17 protein-coding genes are annotated in these 17,754 nt (G+C 53.7%); 11 read left to right on the top strand and 6 right to left on the bottom strand.

The window, feature by feature from the left end; genetic code table 11:
* The first annotated feature begins 69 nt into the window (after positions 1-69).
* Together zapE and LJ739_RS16355 are read left to right on the top strand one after the other, a co-directional pair.
* Positions 70-1,167, top strand: a complete 1,098-nt coding sequence (zapE, locus tag LJ739_RS16360) for a cell division protein ZapE (protein ID WP_229162480.1) — start codon at positions 70-72, stop codon at positions 1,165-1,167.
* A 62-nt stretch (positions 1,168-1,229) separates the two neighbouring features.
* Positions 1,230-1,958, top strand: coding sequence for a YebC/PmpR family DNA-binding transcriptional regulator (locus tag LJ739_RS16355; RefSeq protein ID WP_229162227.1), 729 nt, complete (start codon positions 1,230-1,232; stop codon positions 1,956-1,958).
* Between the two features lie 56 nt (positions 1,959-2,014).
* Here the strand turns inward: LJ739_RS16355 and LJ739_RS16350 are convergent, their stop codons facing one another.
* Positions 2,015-2,878, bottom strand: coding sequence for an AraC family transcriptional regulator (locus LJ739_RS16350; RefSeq protein ID WP_229162226.1), 864 nt, complete (start codon positions 2,876-2,878; stop codon positions 2,015-2,017).
* A gap of 159 nt (positions 2,879-3,037) precedes the next feature.
* Between LJ739_RS16350 and LJ739_RS16345 the strand changes: the two genes are divergently transcribed.
* Entirely contained in the window at positions 3,038-4,243 is a 1,206-nt protein-coding gene (locus LJ739_RS16345) for a serine hydrolase domain-containing protein (protein WP_229162225.1), read from the top strand.
* Here LJ739_RS16345 and LJ739_RS16340 read toward each other — a convergent pair.
* The 4 genes from LJ739_RS16340 to LJ739_RS16325 all read right to left on the bottom strand — a co-directional run bounded on the left by LJ739_RS16340 (position 4,240) and on the right by LJ739_RS16325 (position 6,148).
* Positions 4,240-4,800: a DUF4287 domain-containing protein gene (locus tag LJ739_RS16340; RefSeq protein ID WP_229162224.1), complete on the bottom strand. Its 561-nt coding sequence runs from the start codon at positions 4,798-4,800 to the stop codon at positions 4,240-4,242. The genes LJ739_RS16345 and LJ739_RS16340 overlap by 4 nt on opposite strands.
* On the bottom strand, positions 4,800-5,339 hold the full coding sequence (locus LJ739_RS16335; RefSeq protein ID WP_229162223.1) for an SRPBCC domain-containing protein: 540 nt from the start codon (positions 5,337-5,339) through the stop codon (positions 4,800-4,802). Before LJ739_RS16335 ends, LJ739_RS16340 begins: the two co-directional genes overlap by 1 nt.
* Complete coding sequence (locus LJ739_RS16330; protein WP_229162222.1) at positions 5,305-5,652, bottom strand: ArsR/SmtB family transcription factor; 348 nt, start codon at positions 5,650-5,652, stop codon at positions 5,305-5,307. The genes LJ739_RS16335 and LJ739_RS16330 overlap by 35 nt, the downstream gene beginning before the upstream one ends.
* Before the next feature lie 67 nt (positions 5,653-5,719).
* Positions 5,720-6,148 carry a hypothetical protein gene (locus LJ739_RS16325; RefSeq protein ID WP_229162221.1) on the bottom strand — a complete coding sequence of 143 codons (429 nt, stop codon included), beginning with the start codon at positions 6,146-6,148 and terminating at the stop codon, positions 5,720-5,722.
* Between the two features lie 50 nt (positions 6,149-6,198).
* Here LJ739_RS16325 and LJ739_RS16320 point away from each other — a divergent pair, with 50 nt between their 5' ends.
* The 8 genes from LJ739_RS16320 to lysC all read left to right on the top strand — a co-directional run bounded on the left by LJ739_RS16320 (position 6,199) and on the right by lysC (position 15,491).
* Positions 6,199-7,338: a PQQ-dependent sugar dehydrogenase gene (locus tag LJ739_RS16320; protein WP_229162220.1), complete on the top strand. Its 1,140-nt coding sequence runs from the start codon at positions 6,199-6,201 to the stop codon at positions 7,336-7,338.
* Positions 7,339-7,522: 184 nt separating this feature from the next.
* Complete coding sequence (gene acnB / locus LJ739_RS16315) at positions 7,523-10,135, top strand: bifunctional aconitate hydratase 2/2-methylisocitrate dehydratase (RefSeq protein WP_229162219.1); 2,613 nt, start codon at positions 7,523-7,525, stop codon at positions 10,133-10,135.
* 115 nt (positions 10,136-10,250) lie between these two features.
* The gene (locus tag LJ739_RS16310) at positions 10,251-11,039 is read left to right on the top strand and encodes a substrate-binding periplasmic protein (protein WP_229162218.1); all 789 of its coding nucleotides are present in this window, start codon (positions 10,251-10,253) and stop codon (positions 11,037-11,039) included.
* Positions 11,040-11,118: 79 nt separating this feature from the next.
* Positions 11,119-11,961, top strand: a complete 843-nt coding sequence (locus LJ739_RS16305; RefSeq protein WP_229162216.1) for a substrate-binding periplasmic protein — start codon at positions 11,119-11,121, stop codon at positions 11,959-11,961.
* A gap of 90 nt (positions 11,962-12,051) precedes the next feature.
* Entirely contained in the window at positions 12,052-13,260 is a 1,209-nt protein-coding gene (locus tag LJ739_RS16300; RefSeq protein ID WP_229162214.1) for a DUF819 family protein, read from the top strand.
* A gap of 58 nt (positions 13,261-13,318) precedes the next feature.
* Entirely contained in the window at positions 13,319-13,540 is a 222-nt protein-coding gene (locus LJ739_RS16295) for a hypothetical protein (protein WP_229162212.1), read from the top strand.
* Positions 13,525-13,968, top strand: coding sequence for a DUF192 domain-containing protein (locus tag LJ739_RS16290; RefSeq protein ID WP_229162211.1), 444 nt, complete (start codon positions 13,525-13,527; stop codon positions 13,966-13,968). Before LJ739_RS16295 ends, LJ739_RS16290 begins: the two co-directional genes overlap by 16 nt.
* A 170-nt stretch (positions 13,969-14,138) precedes the next feature.
* Positions 14,139-15,491: a lysine-sensitive aspartokinase 3 gene (gene lysC, locus LJ739_RS16285; protein ID WP_229162210.1), complete on the top strand. Its 1,353-nt coding sequence runs from the start codon at positions 14,139-14,141 to the stop codon at positions 15,489-15,491.
* Positions 15,492-15,558: 67 nt separating this feature from the next.
* On the opposite strand, the gene LJ739_RS16280 is transcribed toward lysC, so the two are convergent.
* Positions 15,559-17,583, bottom strand: a complete 2,025-nt coding sequence (locus LJ739_RS16280; RefSeq protein WP_229162209.1) for a methyl-accepting chemotaxis protein — start codon at positions 17,581-17,583, stop codon at positions 15,559-15,561.
* Positions 17,584-17,754 lie beyond the last annotated feature (171 nt).

Raw genomic sequence — 17,754 nt, 5'->3', positions numbered from 1 at the left:
CTAAGCAAACTATGCGGTCAAATTATTTTCATTCAAGTTCATGAGACGAAAAAGTCGAGCATGCAAACGATGACGCCCTGGCAAAAATACCAGTCTGATCTCAAAGATCCCGAGTTCCACCATGACCCTGCGCAGGAGAACGCGGTACGCGAACTTCAGCGCCTGTATGACGAGCTAACTCAACCGCAGAAGAAACTGACCTGGCGAGTGAAGCTCAAGGCGGCGTTTGGCAAGGGTATGCAGAAACCCGGTATCCAGGGGCTGTACTTCTGGGGGGGGGTTGGCCGGGGAAAGACCTATCTGGTTGACACGTTTTACGAGTGCCTGCCGTTTGAACGCAAGATGCGCATCCATTTTCACCGCTTCATGCACCGTGTTCACAGCGAACTGAAAACCCTCGGCGGTCAGCAGAACCCGCTGGAAATTGTCGCCGACCGCTTCGCCAAAGAAGCCCGCATCATCTGTTTCGATGAATTTTTTGTGTCCGATATTACCGATGCCATGATCCTGGGAACCCTGATGGAAGCGTTGTTCGCGCGAGGTATTGTCCTGGTGGCGACGTCAAACATCATTCCTGACGAGTTGTATCGCAATGGCTTGCAGCGTGCGCGTTTTCTGCCAGCCATTGACCTGATCAATCAGAATACCCGGGTGATCAATGTGGACAGTGGCGTGGACTATCGTCTGCGTACGCTAAAGCAAGCCGAGATCTATCATCACCCGCTGGACGAGCAGGCGATGGTCAATTTACGTACCTATTTTAATCAGCTGGCACCGGAAGCGGGCTGCGAAGGGCGCGCCATTACGGTTGAAGGGCGCCAGATTCAGACCATTATCGATGCTGACGGTGTCGTGATGTTTGATTTCCGTGCCCTGTGTGATGGGCCGCGCAGTCAGACCGATTACATGGAGATCAGTCGTTGTTACCACACCGTACTGCTGGCCAACGTTGAGCAAATGGGTCAGCAGAGCGACGATATCGCCCGGCGGTTTATCGCCATGGTGGATGAGTTTTATGAGCGCAATGTCAAACTGATCATGTCTGCAGCGGTCCCCATGGCAGCGTTGTACAGCGACGGTCAATTGAATTTTGAATTCAAACGCTGCCTGAGCCGGCTCAAGGAAATGCAGTCCCATGAGTATCTGGCCACACGGCATTTGCCCTGACAGGGTGGGGCGGGTAAAATCCCGCCATTCGAATTTTTGAACATTCAACGCAGAGAAGTTTCATGGGACGTGCATTTGAAGTAAGAAAAGCGGCGATGGCCAAGACCGCTGGCGCCAAAACCAAGGTTTATTCCAAGTACGGTAAAGAGATTTACGTGTGTGCCAAAAACGGTGGCCCCGATCCTGAAACCAACCTGGCCTTGCGCCGTTTGATGGATAAAGCCAAAAAAGATCAGGTACCCAGCCACGTAATCGAAAAGGCCATTGATAAAGCGGCCGGTGGCGCGGGTGAAGACTTCTCGCCAGCCCGTTACGAAGGGTTTGGCCCCGGTGGTTGTATGGTGATTGTGGACTGTTTGACCGACAACCCCAACCGCACGATCACAGACGTGCGTAACTGTTTCACTAAAACCGGTGCAAAAATTGGCGCACCCGGTGCCGTCGCGCACATGTTCGAACATCAGGCCATTCTTGGTTTTAAAGGGGATGACGAAGATGCCATTCTCGAACTGCTGATGGAAGCCGATGTTGACGTTACCGATGTGGAACTGGAAGACGGCACGATCACGGTGTTTGCCCCGCATACCGAGTACTTTAAGGCCAAAACTGCCCTGTCAGAGCAATTGGGTGACATCGAGTTTGATATTGATGAAATTACCTTTGTGCCCCAGACAGATGCTGCCGTTAGTGGTGATGACGTGCCCATGTTCGACAAGTTTATGGACATGTTGAATGATTGTGATGACGTGCAGAACGTGTATCACAACGCGGTGGTTGAGCGGGACGAGTAACCCCTCAAATTAGCTTGCATTAAGGGCGCTGTTTAGCGCCCTTTTTTATGCGTCAATCATATCAAGGGCACATAAATGTCGGTGAGCAGGTCGCACTCATCGACCTGATGAATAAAATTCAGGTAATGAAAAAAGCAGGGGAAGTCGCGCAATTGCTGGCCACTTTCCGGCAACCAGTCCCGAAACACCGGGATGATGCTTTCATCCAGTCGGTCGTGACTGCCCTGATGTCTGACTCTGGCACAACGTCCGCCCGGAATTAAGCCTGTTTTGACGCCGAAATCATTGTCGGGCACGTCCTGCTCTACGCTGCCACACACATCCCAACGGAAATCCTCGGCTGGCGTGGTGTGCGGATCACTGTAGGGGATGCCAAAGGTCATGGCGCTTTGCAGCGGTGACAAACCGGTGGCTTTGCGCCAGGCAATGAACCTTCCTACCGATTGTAAAATCTGCGTGGGTGCTCCGTGGTGTTCAAGCACTGCTACCTTGGTGGCGGGGAAATCCACAATATTAATGTCCATAGGGGCTCCTGTGACAAGTGTTGGTGGGTTGCCGATTTGCTGATGCCAGTGATCCCACTGTGGTGTGCAACGAAACTCACTGGGGGATTGCGAGAAGATCCTTCTGAACGCTTTCGCAAAGGCTTCCGGGGTTTCGAAACCGGCTTCAATGGCTATCTCCAGCACGCTTTTGTCGGCTTCAAAGGCGAGGCGAAACGAGGCCCGCTTCAAACGCAATAATCGTACAAACTGGGTTACATTCATCCCCGTTTCGGCGCTGAAAACCCGGTGAAAATGATACTTGGAGCAGGCTGCCACCTGGCTCAGGGTTTGTAATGACAGATCATCATCCAGATGGCGTTCAATATGGGCGATAACATTGCTGATACGTGGTGTGTAATGTGGCTCGTCGGACATGAGATTATTGATTTTGCAAACAGACGCCCATCATACTGATATCAGCGCCACAAAGTCTGTCCAAAGTTGCTGACTTATAAGCCTGCAGGTGAGCAATTCCCCACAACACAGAGTCATGCTACATTGAGTCACTGTTTTTCGCTGGGAAGCCGCAAAAAAATGAAGCATTGGAAAGGAATTAGCGCGATTGTGCTGGTGGTTGTACTCACACTGACCGCCAGTTATTGGTCAAATCTGCAGCGACTGTACATGGCGGTCACGTTGTACGACGAAGATAAAATTGTTGAAAACTTTCGCTCCATGTACACACGCTTCAATGCCAAAACGATTCCCGCCAGCTCCCAACCTTTTGCATTCCCCACTGCGCCCGGAACCCTGCCCGATACGTTCGCCTTAGAGGGGCAATCACTGCGCTTGAACGATTTTTTGCAGGACAGTGGTACCACCGGGTTGATGGTGATCAAAGACGGCGTTACCCGGGTGGAAAACTACTACCTGGGCGAAACCGCCACCACCCAGCACATTTCTTTTTCGATGGGTAAGTCGTTTGTGTCGGCGTTATTCGGGATGGCGTTGGCGGAGGGCAAGATTGCCAGTATCGAAGACGCGGTGACCGATTATGTGCCAGAATTGCGCGGCTCAGGCTACGATGGTGTGCGCATCAAGGATGTACTGCAAATGTCATCCGGCGTTGGGTTTAACGAGGACTACGGGGATTTTAATTCCGATATCAATCGATTCTCCCGCGCAATTGCATTGGGAACGTCACTGGATGCGTTTACTGCCAGTCTGCACCGGGAGCGAGCGCCGGGCACCTACAACCACTACGTCAGCATCGACACTCAGGTCCTTGGTATGGTGCTGGATAGGGTGCTTGATGTCAGCCTGACCGAGTATCTGCAGCGCAGGATTTGGGAGCCGCTGGGCATGCAGGATGAGGCCTACTGGTTAGCTGATGACAATGGCATGGAGTTGGCGCTGGGTGGCTTGAATGTGACACTGCGGGATTATGCCAAATTCGGTTGGCTATACGCCAACGGCGGCCGCTGGCAGGGCCAGCAACTGGTGCCTCAGCAGTGGGTCACGGACTCCGTTACCCCGGATGCGCCACACCTGATGCCAGGGGCTGACAACCCTCTGTCCAGTTCACCCTATGGCTATGGTTATCAATGGTGGATCCCCACCGACGCCGACGATGAGTTCATGGCTCAGGGGATTTACCATCAATTCATCTACATCGACCCTGATCAACAGTTAGTGATTGTGAAGCTGTCGGCCAATCACCGTTTTAATGACAAGTCCCACCAATGGCGGAAAAAGCATCTGGCGCTGTTCCGTGCGATAGGACTGCACTATCAGTCTTAGCCAGCCTGTTGATACGCGTCTGCCAACCAACCTTTCAATGCCTCATCAATGTCGTCAATACCGGTCACCCGCACACGATGGGTGACCATGGCATTGAAGCTGCCGGAGGCTTCGAGTTTACCGTCAGGGGGCATGCCTTTTAGTTTAATCCCCACATCCAGGCGGGTTTTGGTTGAGGGTTGCAGCAATGCAAACTGGGTCTTTCGGCGCACACTGACATAGGCTTTTTTGGGCGCCAGCTCGACATCTGGGCCCAATTGCAACAGGTAATCCACCACGGCCCGGTACAGCGGACGGAGATTTTCCTTGCCACGGAATTGGGCGTCTATCAGCGCTTCACCCTCTGCCGCCGGCGAGTCCTGGTTCAGTGCCTGATGGGCGATCAGGTTGGCAAAGCCATGACTGACGCCATGTTCCGATTTCAACCATTTCACCAACTGACCGTGTTTGGCCGGCAACTGTGGCGACACAATGTCCAGCCATTGCTGCAGGTCGCGGCCGGTTTTGTCCGCCAGGTTGTTGATCATACTGGCGGCCATTTCCTCGGGCGTTGCCATTAGGCTTCCTCCTGCAGGTCAAAGGGCCAGTGTTCCGAGCGACAGCGTTTCGGGGTAGCGAATGCGAATAATCCAATCATGGCCAACAACAGGCGCGATTTAAACGGTGGTTTGCCGGACTCCATCAACCCCTTCAGCGTCTGCAGGATAAAATCGGCACCCTGAACCATGTATTTCTCGGTTTTACTGCCCGCCGGCATGTCTTCGTTGATGAGGGTAAATTCGGTGCCACCATCGACAGCCTTCAACAGGTAGATAACCGTGCAGTATGGATCATCAAGGTTGGTGAACTTGAAGGTATGGCTGTATTCATGGGGCGGGTCGTAGGTCAGTACCTCGCCAACCACAGACGTATACTTTCCGTCCTTACCGGTTCTCATGCGTATCGGGGCCCCAGGCGCGAGTCCCGGTGTGTCCAGTCGCGCATTGAAGAACTGTGCCTGCAAGCCGTCTCGCTGGGTGATCTGTTGCCACACTTTGTCGATGGGTGCGGCGATGAAAATTTTATGAACACTTCTGTTGTTGGGATTGCTCATCATCGGATTCCTGTTGTTCTACCTGATCTTTAAAAGCGGTCAGGCGGGAGGCCATAAAGCGGCTGTATTGATCGGTCCAGCGGTCGTAAATTTGTTGGATGGGGATGACATTAAAGTAATGGTGCTTTTCCTTGCCGACCCGTTCTGTCACCACCAGTTGTGCAGCTTCCAGTACCGCCAGGTGTTTCATAACCGCTACCCGGCTCATGTCAAAATGGGCTGCGATATCATTGACACATAAACCCGGCTTGGCTTTGAGAATATCCAGCATGGTGCGGCGGTGTGCGTTGGCCAGGGCGGTGAAGGTTTGATCCATGATCTTTACATGTAACTAAAAGGTTACATGTAAATTAGACCCTTTCTGTCGGCAGCGCAAGTACGGTTTATTGACGAGCGAATTGTTGTCCGTATACCCAGCCACCCATTGTACCGGCCAGGCATTGGGCTATCAGGCCCGGCAGGGTGCGGGCACCGGCGATCAGGGTGATATCGAGAATCGGCTGCATGGCAAGCAATGCACTGAGCATGGCAAGGGTTCCGGCGAGCGGGAACCACACCGGATGATCCGAGCGCAGGTAGTGACGTACACCATGAATGACCAAAAAACCAAGCAGCAGCGCCAGTGCAATCACACCGCCGTAGCCTGGCGCCAGGCCGAGCATGTCGTCGGCGCTGGTGCTGAGGCGGGTGGCCACATCGATAGGGATGCTAAGACGTTGCAGCTCGTACAACACAAATTGGGTGTGAAGTAGTGAGGCAAGGATGAAGGTGCTACAAACGGCCAACAGGTAGTAGCCGGTTCGTCGCCACATAACAAACACTCCTGAACATTGGGTAGCTGCGACAGCCGGGAATTAATGGCATGATTGACGAAAACGACGATGGAGTAAAGCCCATGAATTTTCTGCGCACGAGGGTGTGGGGAATGATGACAGTGATACTGTGTACCTTAGTCAGCCCTGCAAAGTCGGCTGACTTTTCACTGCAAACGGTGGAGCAAGGACTGGATCGTCCCTGGTCGTTGGCATTTATGCCCGACGCTTCCATGTTGATCACCTTGCGTGGAGGACAACTTTTACACATCAAAGAAGGTCAGCGCTCGATGATCGAAGGGCTGCCCGATGACATCTATGTGGCCGGACAGGGTGGGTTGCACGATGTGGTGTTGCACCCGAAATTTGCCGACAACGGTTGGGTGTATCTGAGTTATGCCGCCGGTAGCGCAGACTGCAATCAGCTGCGGGTGGTACGCGGACAGATACACCAGCATCAATGGCAGCAACAGCAAGACGTCTTGCGTGTCATGCCGTGTAAAGATACCCCGGTACATTACGGGGCGCGGATGGCGTTTCTGCCCGACAATACTCTGGTTGTGACCACCGGTGATGGCTTTGATTATCGCGAGGATGCGCAGCGTCAGGACAATCAACTGGGTAAAACCCTGCGTGTTACCGATACCGGGGGCGTGCCTGACGATAACCCCTTCGCTACATCAGACTCGCCACTGGCGCAACGGGTGTTCAGCATCGGGCACCGAAACCCGCAGGGGCTGGCGTATGATTCGATACGCCGTGTGCTGATCGCCCATGAACACGGTCCTGCAGGTGGTGATGAAATCAATGTTATTCACGCCGGACAGAATTACGGTTGGCCGGTTGCAACCCATGGCAGAGACTATTCCGGGGCACGCATTTCTCCGTTCACTTCCTATACCGGCATGAACGATCCGTTACTGGACTGGACGCCGTCGATAGCCCCTTCGGGCTTATTGGTGTATTGGGGCAGTATGTTTCGTGAATGGGAAGGCGATTTGTTCGTCGGTGCGCTCAAGGACAAAGCGTTGATCAGGGTTGAGATGGACGGTCTTCATGTGGTCGCTCAGGAGACATTGCTGGCAGACCGACAACAACGGATCCGGGATGTGCGAAAACACCCTGACGGCAGCATTTACGTGCTAACAGATGGTGAGCAGGCGGAATTATTGCGCTTGTACAAACCCTAGGAAGAATTATTTGTTAGCGAAATGTGAAGTGGTTGAACCATTGCGCCGATGAATATCGGCCATAAACAAACAAAACCAACGAGAAATTTAAATTTCTGCGCATAACCCTTATACTTGCGCGGTTTCATTTCTATACTCCATTACGGTGTCGTAATTCTCGGAGTTAAAACAAGAGGACCTTATTGTGTTAGAAGCCTATCGTAAACACGTGGAAGAACGTGCTGCTGAAGGAGTTCCACCCAAGCCGCTGAACCCGGAGCAGGTTGCAGATCTGGTTGAGTTGTTGAAAAACCCACCGGCAGGCGAAGAAGACTTCCTGCTGGAACTGATTTCCGATCGTGTCCCTCCCGGTGTTGACGAAGCCGCGTACGTAAAAGCGGGCTTTCTGACGGCATTGGTAAAAGGTGAAGCGACGTCTCCGCTGATCAGCAAACAAGATGCGGTGAAGTTGCTCGGCAACATGCACGGTGGTTACAACATCGAAACCCTGGTAAGCCTGCTGGATGACAGCGATTTGGCTGAACTGGCGGCGGTTGAATTGAAGCACACGCTGCTGATGTTTGACGCATTCCACGATGTTGAAGACAAGGCCAAAGCCGGTAATGCACATGCTAAAGACGTGATGCAATCCTGGGCCGATGCAGAGTGGTTCACCTCTCGTCGTGAACTGCCGGAAAAAATTACCGCGACAGTGTTCAAGGTCACCGGCGAAACCAATACCGATGACCTGTCTCCTGCACCAGATGCCTGGTCTCGTCCGGATATTCCGTTGCATGCCCGTGCCATGTACAAAATGACCCGTGAAGGCCTGGAGCCAGAGAGTCACGGTGAAGTGGGTCCGCTGAAGCAGATTGAAGAGATCAAAGCCAAAGGTCACCCGGTTGCGTTTGTGGGTGATGTTGTCGGTACCGGTTCATCCCGTAAATCGGCCACCAACTCCGTATTGTGGTTCTTCGGTGAAGACCTGCCTGGTGTGCCGAACAAGCGCGGTGGCGGTATTTGTATCGGCGGTAAAGTGGCGCCGATTTTCTTCAACACCATGGAAGATGCCGGTGCGTTGGTGTTCGAAGCCGATGTTGAAAAAATGGAGATGGGCGATGTCATCGACATCTACCCACTGGACGGTAAAATCGTCAACGCCGACAGCGGCGAAACCCTGGCCGAGTACAGCTACAAGTCCAAGGTGATCCTGGATGAAGTGCGTGCAGGTGGTCGTATTAACCTGATCATTGGTCGTGGTCTGACCGAAAAGGCCCGTGAGTCTCTGGGTCTGGGGCCGTCTGAGTTGTTCCGTAAACCTGAGCAACCTAAAGACACCGGCAAAGGCTATACCTTGGCACAGAAAATGGTCGGTAAGGCCTGCGGTGTTGAGGGGGTGCGTCCCGGTACTTACGTCGAGCCTAAAATGACCACCGTCGGCTCTCAGGACACCACCGGTCCGATGACCCGTGATGAACTGAAAGACCTGGCGTGTCTTGGCTTTACTGCGGATTTGACCATGCAGTCGTTCTGTCACACGGCAGCGTATCCGAAGCCGGTAGACATTGATACCCAGCATACCCTGCCTGATTTCATCATGAACCGCGGTGGTGTATCCCTGCGTCCTGGTGACGGTATCATTCACTCCTGGCTGAACCGTATGCTATTGCCGGATACCGTGGGTACTGGTGGTGACTCTCACACCCGTTTCCCAATTGGTATTTCATTCCCGGCAGGTTCCGGTCTGGTTGCATTCGCCGCTGCTACCGGTGTTATGCCGCTGGACATGCCTGAGTCGGTATTGGTGCGCTTCAAAGGCGAAATGCAACCCGGTATCACCCTGCGTGACCTGGTGCATGCGATTCCGTTGTACGGGATCAAAAACGGCCTGTTGACCGTGGCCAAGAAAGGCAAAATCAATGCTTTCTCCGGTCGCATTCTGGAGATTGAAGGCCTGGAAAACCTCACCGTTGAGCAGGCGTTCGAACTGTCGGATGCCTCTGCTGAGCGTTCGGCTGCCGGTTGTACCATCAAGCTGTCCGAAGAATCCATTGCCGAATACCTGCGTTCCAACATCACCATGTTGCGCTGGATGATCAACGAAGGCTATGGCGACCCTCGTACCCTTGAGCGCCGAGCGCGTAAGATGGAAGAGTGGCTGGCCAATCCTGAGCTGATGCGTGCCGACAGCGATGCGGAATACGCAGAAGTATTGGAAATCGATTTGAACGAAATCAAAGAGCCTATCGTGTGCTGCCCGAATGACCCTGATGACGCGAAAACGCTGTCTGAGGTTGCCGGCGACAAAGTAGACGAAGTGTTCATCGGTTCGTGCATGACCAACATCGGCCACTTCCGTGCTGCGGGTAAACTGCTGGAGCAGAACAAAGATCCGTTGACCACGCGCCTGTGGATTTCCCCGCCGACCAAGATGGATCAGGCGCAATTGATGGAAGAAGGCTACTACAACATCTACGGACGTGCCGGTGTACGCACCGAAATGCCAGGATGTTCACTGTGTATGGGTAACCAGGCACGGGTTGAAGCCGGAGCAACTGTACTGTCAACGTCTACCCGTAACTTCCCCAACCGTTTAGGTGATGGTGCTAACGTATACCTGACCTCTGCCGAGCTGGCTGCGGTTGGTGCGATTGTGGGTAAAATCCCAACCGCTGAGGAATACATGGCGTACGCGAGCAAGATCAACTCCATGTCGGGTGACATCTTCCGCTACCTGAACTTCGATCGAATGGATGAGTTCACCCAGGCAGAACAAGCTGCCAAAGCGAACATCATTCCGACGCTGAACATCGCGTAATCGGGTCTGACAATGTTAAAAAAGGCGCCTCAGGGCGCCTTTTTTGTGCATGTCGCCAGCCTTGTGAAAAAGATCTGATATGCTGTAAGGGAGTCCGTTTCTACAGGTAGTGCCCGTGCAAATTACCGTGTTGATAGGGATGCTACTTTTCAGTGGGCTATGGAGTACGGCCCTGCTCGCTAACTGCGTGATACGTTTCGCCGTGTCCGGCGCGTTCCCGCCGTATCATATTCAAACTCCCGATACACAATGGGGCGGGCTTGCCGTTGACTTGTTGAAGGAGCTGGTGGCAGTTGCAGAGTGCCAGTTCACCCTCGCCAATGTGCCCTGGGACAGGGCCGTGCAAATGCTCGAAAATGGCGAGCTGGACATGTTGTCCTATTACACACCGACCGCTGAAAGAGACCGCTTCTCTGTCTACATCGGCCCCATGGCGGTCGAACAACTGGTGCTACTGACACACCGCAAGTGGCTGGCCGAACTGCAGACGATAGACGACCTGGCCGGTTTTGACGGGATTGTAGGTAAGACCCAGGGCACATTTCACGGTGAATCGTTGGAACGGATTGCCACGGCGTTGGAGCAACGCCAACATCTGGTGCGTGTTGCCCACAACCAAAGTCGTATAGGGATGCTGGCCACCGGACGGGTGGATGCTGTGTTTGAGGATGCGACGGTGGCGCAGTACCTGTTGAGTAGCGGCATCCTGGACCCGCAGCAGTTTGCAGTGGCCCAACGGTTCACATCGCAACCGGTTTTTTTTGCACTGTCTAAGGCCAGTGTTCCAACGGAGACGGTTGAACGCCTGACGCTCGGATGGCAGCAATTGCGTCAAAACCGTACGGTTGAGGCCGTCTATCGACGTTATGGCCTTGATGCCCCGTCACAACTTACTGAAAAATAAGCATTATATGTATCGTCCGCTGTGCACCCGAGGGAAACTTTGTTACCCTGCACGTATTGGGTTTTTGGGTAGCATTGGATTGAAACTGTCATCTCCTCAGCAGCATCGAATCTGTAAACGTTGGTTAACCCTGTTTGCACCGGTCCTGGCATTGTTTTCTGTGCTACTCACCAGTCCTTGTAGCGTGGCACAGGAGCAAGGGTGTCAGTTGCGTTTTGCCGTGTCTGAGCGCTTTGCGCCTTACCATATCGCGTTAAGTGAAGGTCGCTGGGATGGTTTGTCAGTGCGGCTGTTCACCCGCATGGCCGAACATATTGGTTGTCAGGTGGTGGTGGTCAATGCACCATGGAGCCGCGCATTGCATCTGTTGGCCAACGGTGAGGTCGATGCGTTGTCAAACGTTTCCCAACATCCGCAACGGGCTGCGTTTGCCCGTTTTATTGGTCCGATGGCAATGGAAGGGGTGGTGATGCTCGGCAATAAGGCCTTCGCTTCCAGGGTTACCAACCAGACTGAACTATTGTTGGCGCCGATGATCGTGGGCATTACACAGGGAACCTTTTACGATAGACAGGTAACCTTGTTGGCTGAGGCGTTGCAGAAAGCGGACAAGCTGGTATCGATTGTCAGTAACCACAAGTTGCTGGAGATGCTCAAGGCTGGCCGCATCGATGCGTTTTTCGAAGAAAGCAGTGTGGCCCAACGACATTTTGTTACCGGCAGGTTATCACCACTGGATGCGCAGGTATTGTTTGCCTTTCCCCGTCATCCGGTATTTTTTGCCATCAGTCAGACCTCTACTGACAGGACACTTCAACAAGCGTTGGCTAAAGCCTGGCAAGCCATGCTCGAAGCTGGCGAAGTGACCAGCATCTACCGTCAATTTGGATTGACGGTGCCCGTGCAGGTGGTTGGCCATTGACCATGATGGGCCCCTATGGGTACTCTTGCTGTCCATTCATGATTTAACTTCCGTCGGGCGTTGCCCGATACTGACCGAAAAGGTTTAGCTATGACCGTAGATGCATCCCTGTCCTTGATCCCAGCCGATCAACCCTTTGCCGTAGCCGGGGCTCTGTTCGGTATTGCCCTGTTTGGTTTCTGGGCTGAACGACAAGCTTGGGGAAAACTGGTCACCGGCGCTGTGTGGGCCATCCTCGGCGCTATCCTGGCATCCAATCTCGGCATCATTCCCAAAGATGCGCCGGCCTATGGATTCGTGTTTTCCTACCTGGTGCCGGCGTTGATTCCACTGTTCCTGATGCATGCGGATGTGCGGCGTATCATCGGCGAAAGTGGCAGGGTTGGGCTGGCCTTTATTCTGGCTTGTATTGGTACGGCCGTGGGGGCGTGGGTTGCCGCTTCGCTACTGGATTTAGGCAGTCGGGAAGCCGATCTGGCGGGCATCTTTACCGCCACCTACACGGGTGGCTCGGTGAACTATGCTGCGGTGATCCAATCGACAGGCTTTGACGACGGCAACATTATTTCGGCCGCAACCGCGGTGGACAACCTGATGAGCGCGATATTCCTGGCAGGGCTGGCGCTAATGCCGGCATCGGCCTGGTTAATGAGGCAGTACGCCCAGCGCAACCATACCCAGGAAGGAGAACTCCAACCACAGCAGAAAGAGCAGGGCGTCAGCGGGTTTAGTCTGGCCGCCTCGATCACCTTCGCGCTGCTGGTGGTGGCGCTGGCGGATGGCTGTGTGGCACTCATGAACGGAATGTGGCAAGGCTTTGACGCCAGCAGCCTGCGGTATGTATTCATTACCGTGTTTGCCGTGATCCCGGCGACGCTGTTCCCGCGCAGCATGGCCCGTATGCACGGCGGTCAGAGTCTGGGGCTGGTGCTCGCGTTTGTGTTTTTTGCCGCCATCGCGGCAGGCGCTGATGTGGCAAAATTATTGGAATCGGCGCCAATCCTGCTGGCGTTTGTGCTGCTGTTGCTGGCAGTGCATGGCATCGTGGTGTTTGTTGGTGGTGCTTTGATCAGTCGATTGGCAATACGCATTTCGGGTAAACAGGATGCCGGCATGGCGCTGTCGTTGCCGGAACTGATCATTGCGTCCAATGCTGCAATACTGGGCGCCACCACTGCGCCGGCGCTGGCAATGGCGCGAGGGTGGCCAGCACTGGTCACCCCGGGCGTGTTGGTGGGTGTTGCAGGGTATATTGTCGGCACCCCTCTGGGACTGGCGATTGCCGCGTTGTTGGCATAGGGAACTTAGCGGCGGTGATACAGCCTAAATTGTGCCCCTAACCAAGGATGATGCAACCATGAAGCTGCTGTTTACCCTGGCAATGACGATCACGCTGACGGCCTGTAGCCACACCGCAAAACGAGAATTGGTCGGCAGCCTGGTGGCCGGTGCCGCCGATACCAAAGTCGGTTATAACGCCCAGCAATGCACCACCATCGAGATGCGTTGTGTGGAAGGAGATTATCAACAATGGCAAACCAGCGATGGCACCGAAGGGTGCTCATGCAAACGCTATTAGGTGCTGCAGCGACAGTCCTGTTGTTGTTTAACGCCGCTGCAAATGCGGCAACAAGTGAGCCCTTTCCCACCACCACCATTGTCGTGGGGGAACGGACGCTGAACGTTGAATATGCGCAAACCTTTGAGCAGCGCAGTCAGGGGCTCATGTTTCGGACTACCTTGTGTGAGCACTGTGGCATGCTGTTTCGGTTTGACACCAACCGGGTCGCCAGCATGTGGATGAAAAACACCTACCTGCCGCTGGACGTTGCCTATGTGCTTGAAGATGGCACGATCACCGATATCAAGGCGCTGCAACCCGGAGACCTGACGCCGGTTCAATCCTCTCAACCGGTCCGTTACGCCCTGGAAATGAATCAGGGGTGGTTTGCACAACAGGGCGTGGTCGTGGGTGATCGTGTGCACGTGGTTTCGCCACACGAGTAATGCCTCTGCGCTCGCCTGAAAAGGTGAATAACTATTCCGGATATCTGGGTGGTTATTAACGTTAAACGGCCATAACCTATGCAAAAATTGCAGTTGTCTCTTTAAGTGGCGCTGCTACACTGCGTCCCTATTACGCACGCTCTGTGCACGGCTAAAGGTGTATATTCACGGTGGAAAATTCAGTATTGACGGTCGCCAAGTTTGGCGGCACCAGTGTTGCAAATCATGATGCCATGTCCAAATGTGCTGCCATTGTGGCGGCCGACAATGGCATACGCGTGGTGGTGGTGAGTGCTTCTGCGGGCGTGACCAACCTGTTGGTTGAGTTAGCTCATACTGCCATGACTCCACAACAGCGCGATGGGTTGATTGAACAGGTCAAAGGGATCCAGTTCGCCATATTGGCCGATCTGGGGCAGCCCAAAGATGTGGCCGATAAACTGGATACGCTGCTGATGCAGTTGGAAGAATTGGCTCATCACGAGGAACTGCTGCATCAGGGCGAATTAAAAGATGCCTTGTTGTCCCTCGGTGAACGTATGTCTTCATTGCTGTTCAGCGAGGTGCTCAACCAGCGCGGTGTAACGGCGCGCAATTTTGATGTGCGCAAGGTGTTACGTACTGACAGCGAATTTGGTCAGGCAGCCCCGCAACTGCAGAGCATCGCAGACGCAGCCCAATCACTGATGACACCTGAGCTCGCCGATACCGTTTTGGTCACCCAAGGGTTTGTCGGCGCCGATGATCAAGGCCGTACAACCACCTTAGGGCGTGGCGGTTCTGACTTTACTGCTGCCTTGCTGGCAGAAGCATTACACGCCGATGTGTGTCAGATTTGGACCGACGTGGTCGGTGTCTACACGACAGACCCCAGAATAACTGCTGCAGCACGGCCGTTACCGGAACTGAGCTTTGAAGAGGCGGCCGAAATGGCCAATTTTGGCGCCAAGGTCTTGCATCCGGCAACCATGGAGCCTGCGTTGCGTCAGGACATCAAAGTGTTTGTCGGCTCCAGCCGTGAACCCGAGAAAGGCGGCACCTGGATCATGAAGGACTGTACCCATGAGCCTCCCTATCGCGCCATCACGCGACGTAAAGAGCAGGTGATGGTAACGGTCAAAACGCCGCAAATGGTGCATGCACAGGGCTTCCTGCAAAGCGTTTTCACCATTATCGCCAAACATAACCTGAGTGTTGACCTTGTCACCACATCTGAGATTGCGGTGTCATTTACGCTGGACAATCCGGCCAACTCGGTGTCGGAGCGACTGAATCGGGAAACCTTGCAGGAATTGCGTGAATTCTGTGAGGTTGAGGTGGAGTCAGGCTATGATCTGATCACGGTGGTCGGTAACAATATGCACAGTGCCGCAGGCGTTTCGAGCAAGATTTTTGCCTCCATTAACGCGTTTAACCTGCGCATGATTTGTTACGGTGCCAACCCCCACAATATGTCGTTTCTGGTTGACGAGAAAACCAGTGGCGAGGTCGTCACGGTGCTACACCGGGCGTTGTTTGAATAAGCCTCCACGTTGCTGAGGACATAAAAAAAGCACCCATCAGGGTGCTTTTTTTGTTGCATAGAAAGGATCAGACCTTGAACTGTTGGATGGACAACTGCAGCTCTTCGGCCAGTCGTGCAACTTCCTGACTGGAATCGGAGGTCTGCTGTGCACCAATGGCAGTTTCTTCGGCGATGCCGACAATGTTTTCCAGTTTCTCGCTGATTTCCTGAGAAACCACATTCTGCTCACGGGCAGACTGCTCAATCTGGCTGCTGACGTCATGCGCACGGTGTACCGCTTCGGTGATCAAATCCAGCGCCAGCGTGGCTTTTTCGGTTTGCTCAACACACAAGGTGGTTTGTTCTTTGCCCTGGTTCATCACCGTTACCGCCTTCTCAGCACCCGCCTGCAGGACTTCAATCATGGCGTTGATTTCCTGAGTGGATTCCTGAGTGCGGCTGGCCAGAGTACGAACCTCATCGGCAACCACGGCAAAACCACGGCCCTGCTCACCGGCCCGTGCAGCCTCAATGGCCGCATTCAGGGCAAGCAGGTTGGTCTGGTCGGCGACGCCACGGATAACATCCAGAATGCCACCAATGGAAGCACTGTCCTGATGCAGTTTATTGATAACATTGGCAGCTTCTTCAACATCCCGTGCCAATACTTCGATGGTGCGCTTGTTCTCCAGTGAAATGGCTTTCACTTTCTCGGCTTCATCATCGGCATGGCTGATCTGTGCCAGGGTATCTTCGGCACTTTGGGTGACCATCTGCGACGTGCTGTGCATCTCTGTGGTCGCAGTAGCTACTTGAGCAACCTGCGACTTCTGATTCTGAATCGAGTCGGTGGTCTGTGCCGTTACCGCGGAGGTCTCTTCAGACGCGGCCGCCAACTGCGCAGCGCGGGACGTGATACCGGAAATCAGCTGCTTCAGACTGTCGATCAGGTTGTTAACGCTGCGCGCCAATTCACCGAATTCGTCGTCGGACGTATCGTCCAGTTTTTTGGTCAAATCACCGGATGAGACCACATGCAATACGTCATTGACCTTAGATAGCGGCACCACAATTGCGCGCACACTGAAAAAGCCGATGGCCACAGCCGCACCCAGTGAGATGATCACAATCACGATGACCTGCACATTGCCGGAGCTGACAGAACTTTCGACATCTTCTTTGATGGTTGCTGTTTTCTCGTCGGTTAAGGCCAGCAGTTTGTTCAGGGATTCAATGGCCTGCTGGATATTGGTTTCGGAATCGGTCAGGGCCTGGCGAGCCTGGATCTGTTTGTTGAGGCGGTCGACCTGGGTGGCCAGCAAGCCATCGGAGGCATTGACCATGTTGATCACCGACGTTACCAGTTCAGATATCTCTTCCATGGTGCCGCTGTTGTCGCGGCCGGCAGCCAGTTGCTGCATTTCTGATAACTGTTCGGCAATCTGGTTGACGACCAGTTTGACTTCGTTTCCGATGGTTTCGGCACGGATCAAATTTTGCGTCTTGATGTAATCGGCACTCACGGTCAGCAGGGATAACAGTGAGGTTTCCAGACGACTACCGATCTCAGAGGCCTGGCGCAGGCGGCTGTCTGAGCTGACTGCGGGTAGGTCGGCAAAGTCGAGGATCAGGGTGGAGGCGTCATCGGCATTGTCTTCGACATCACCGACCACACTGTCCAGTGCGCTGCCATACTCCAGATCCGTGCGGCGACTGTCGAACATTTCCGTCACGTTATCCAGGTATTCTTTATAAATACCGTCTACGGTTGCCAACGTGCCACTGAAACTGGCATCACTACCGACGACGTTACGCAAAGCGCTCAGCTCTTTATCAAAGTTGGTTTTACTGGTCTGAAACTTGTCCAGGGTGACCTGTAATTGCTCAAGCTCTTTTTCATGGAAGCCTTCAACCGTCAGGCGACCCATGTTGAGGAAGGACACTTTAAGCTGATTACTGCCATTAACCGTAGGAATGGCAAGGTTGTTGACCTCTTGCGTTGCTGAACCAATTGAGTTCAGGTTGAGCAGCGAGAATGCGCTGATGATGATCAGCAGCAGCGAAATAATGGCGAACCCGCCAATGACCCGCATCGCGACGGTTATTTTCATAGGTATCCCCTGAGACTGCCTGTTTGTTTTATCGCCGGTACAAAAGTTGTAACCCAACTCCACCATTGTTGCAAATTTGCGGCAACAACACACGTAAAAAAGCGTTATTCAACGCATGGTTGCGAACATCACGGAGAGGAAATCCCTGTGCAAAAAGCACACATCTCTATG

The sequence above is a fragment of the Fluctibacter halophilus genome (assembly GCF_020687825.1).
GTDB lineage: Bacteria > Pseudomonadota > Gammaproteobacteria > Enterobacterales > Alteromonadaceae > Fluctibacter > Fluctibacter halophilus.
This window is presented reverse-complemented; position numbering and strand designations above follow the sequence as displayed.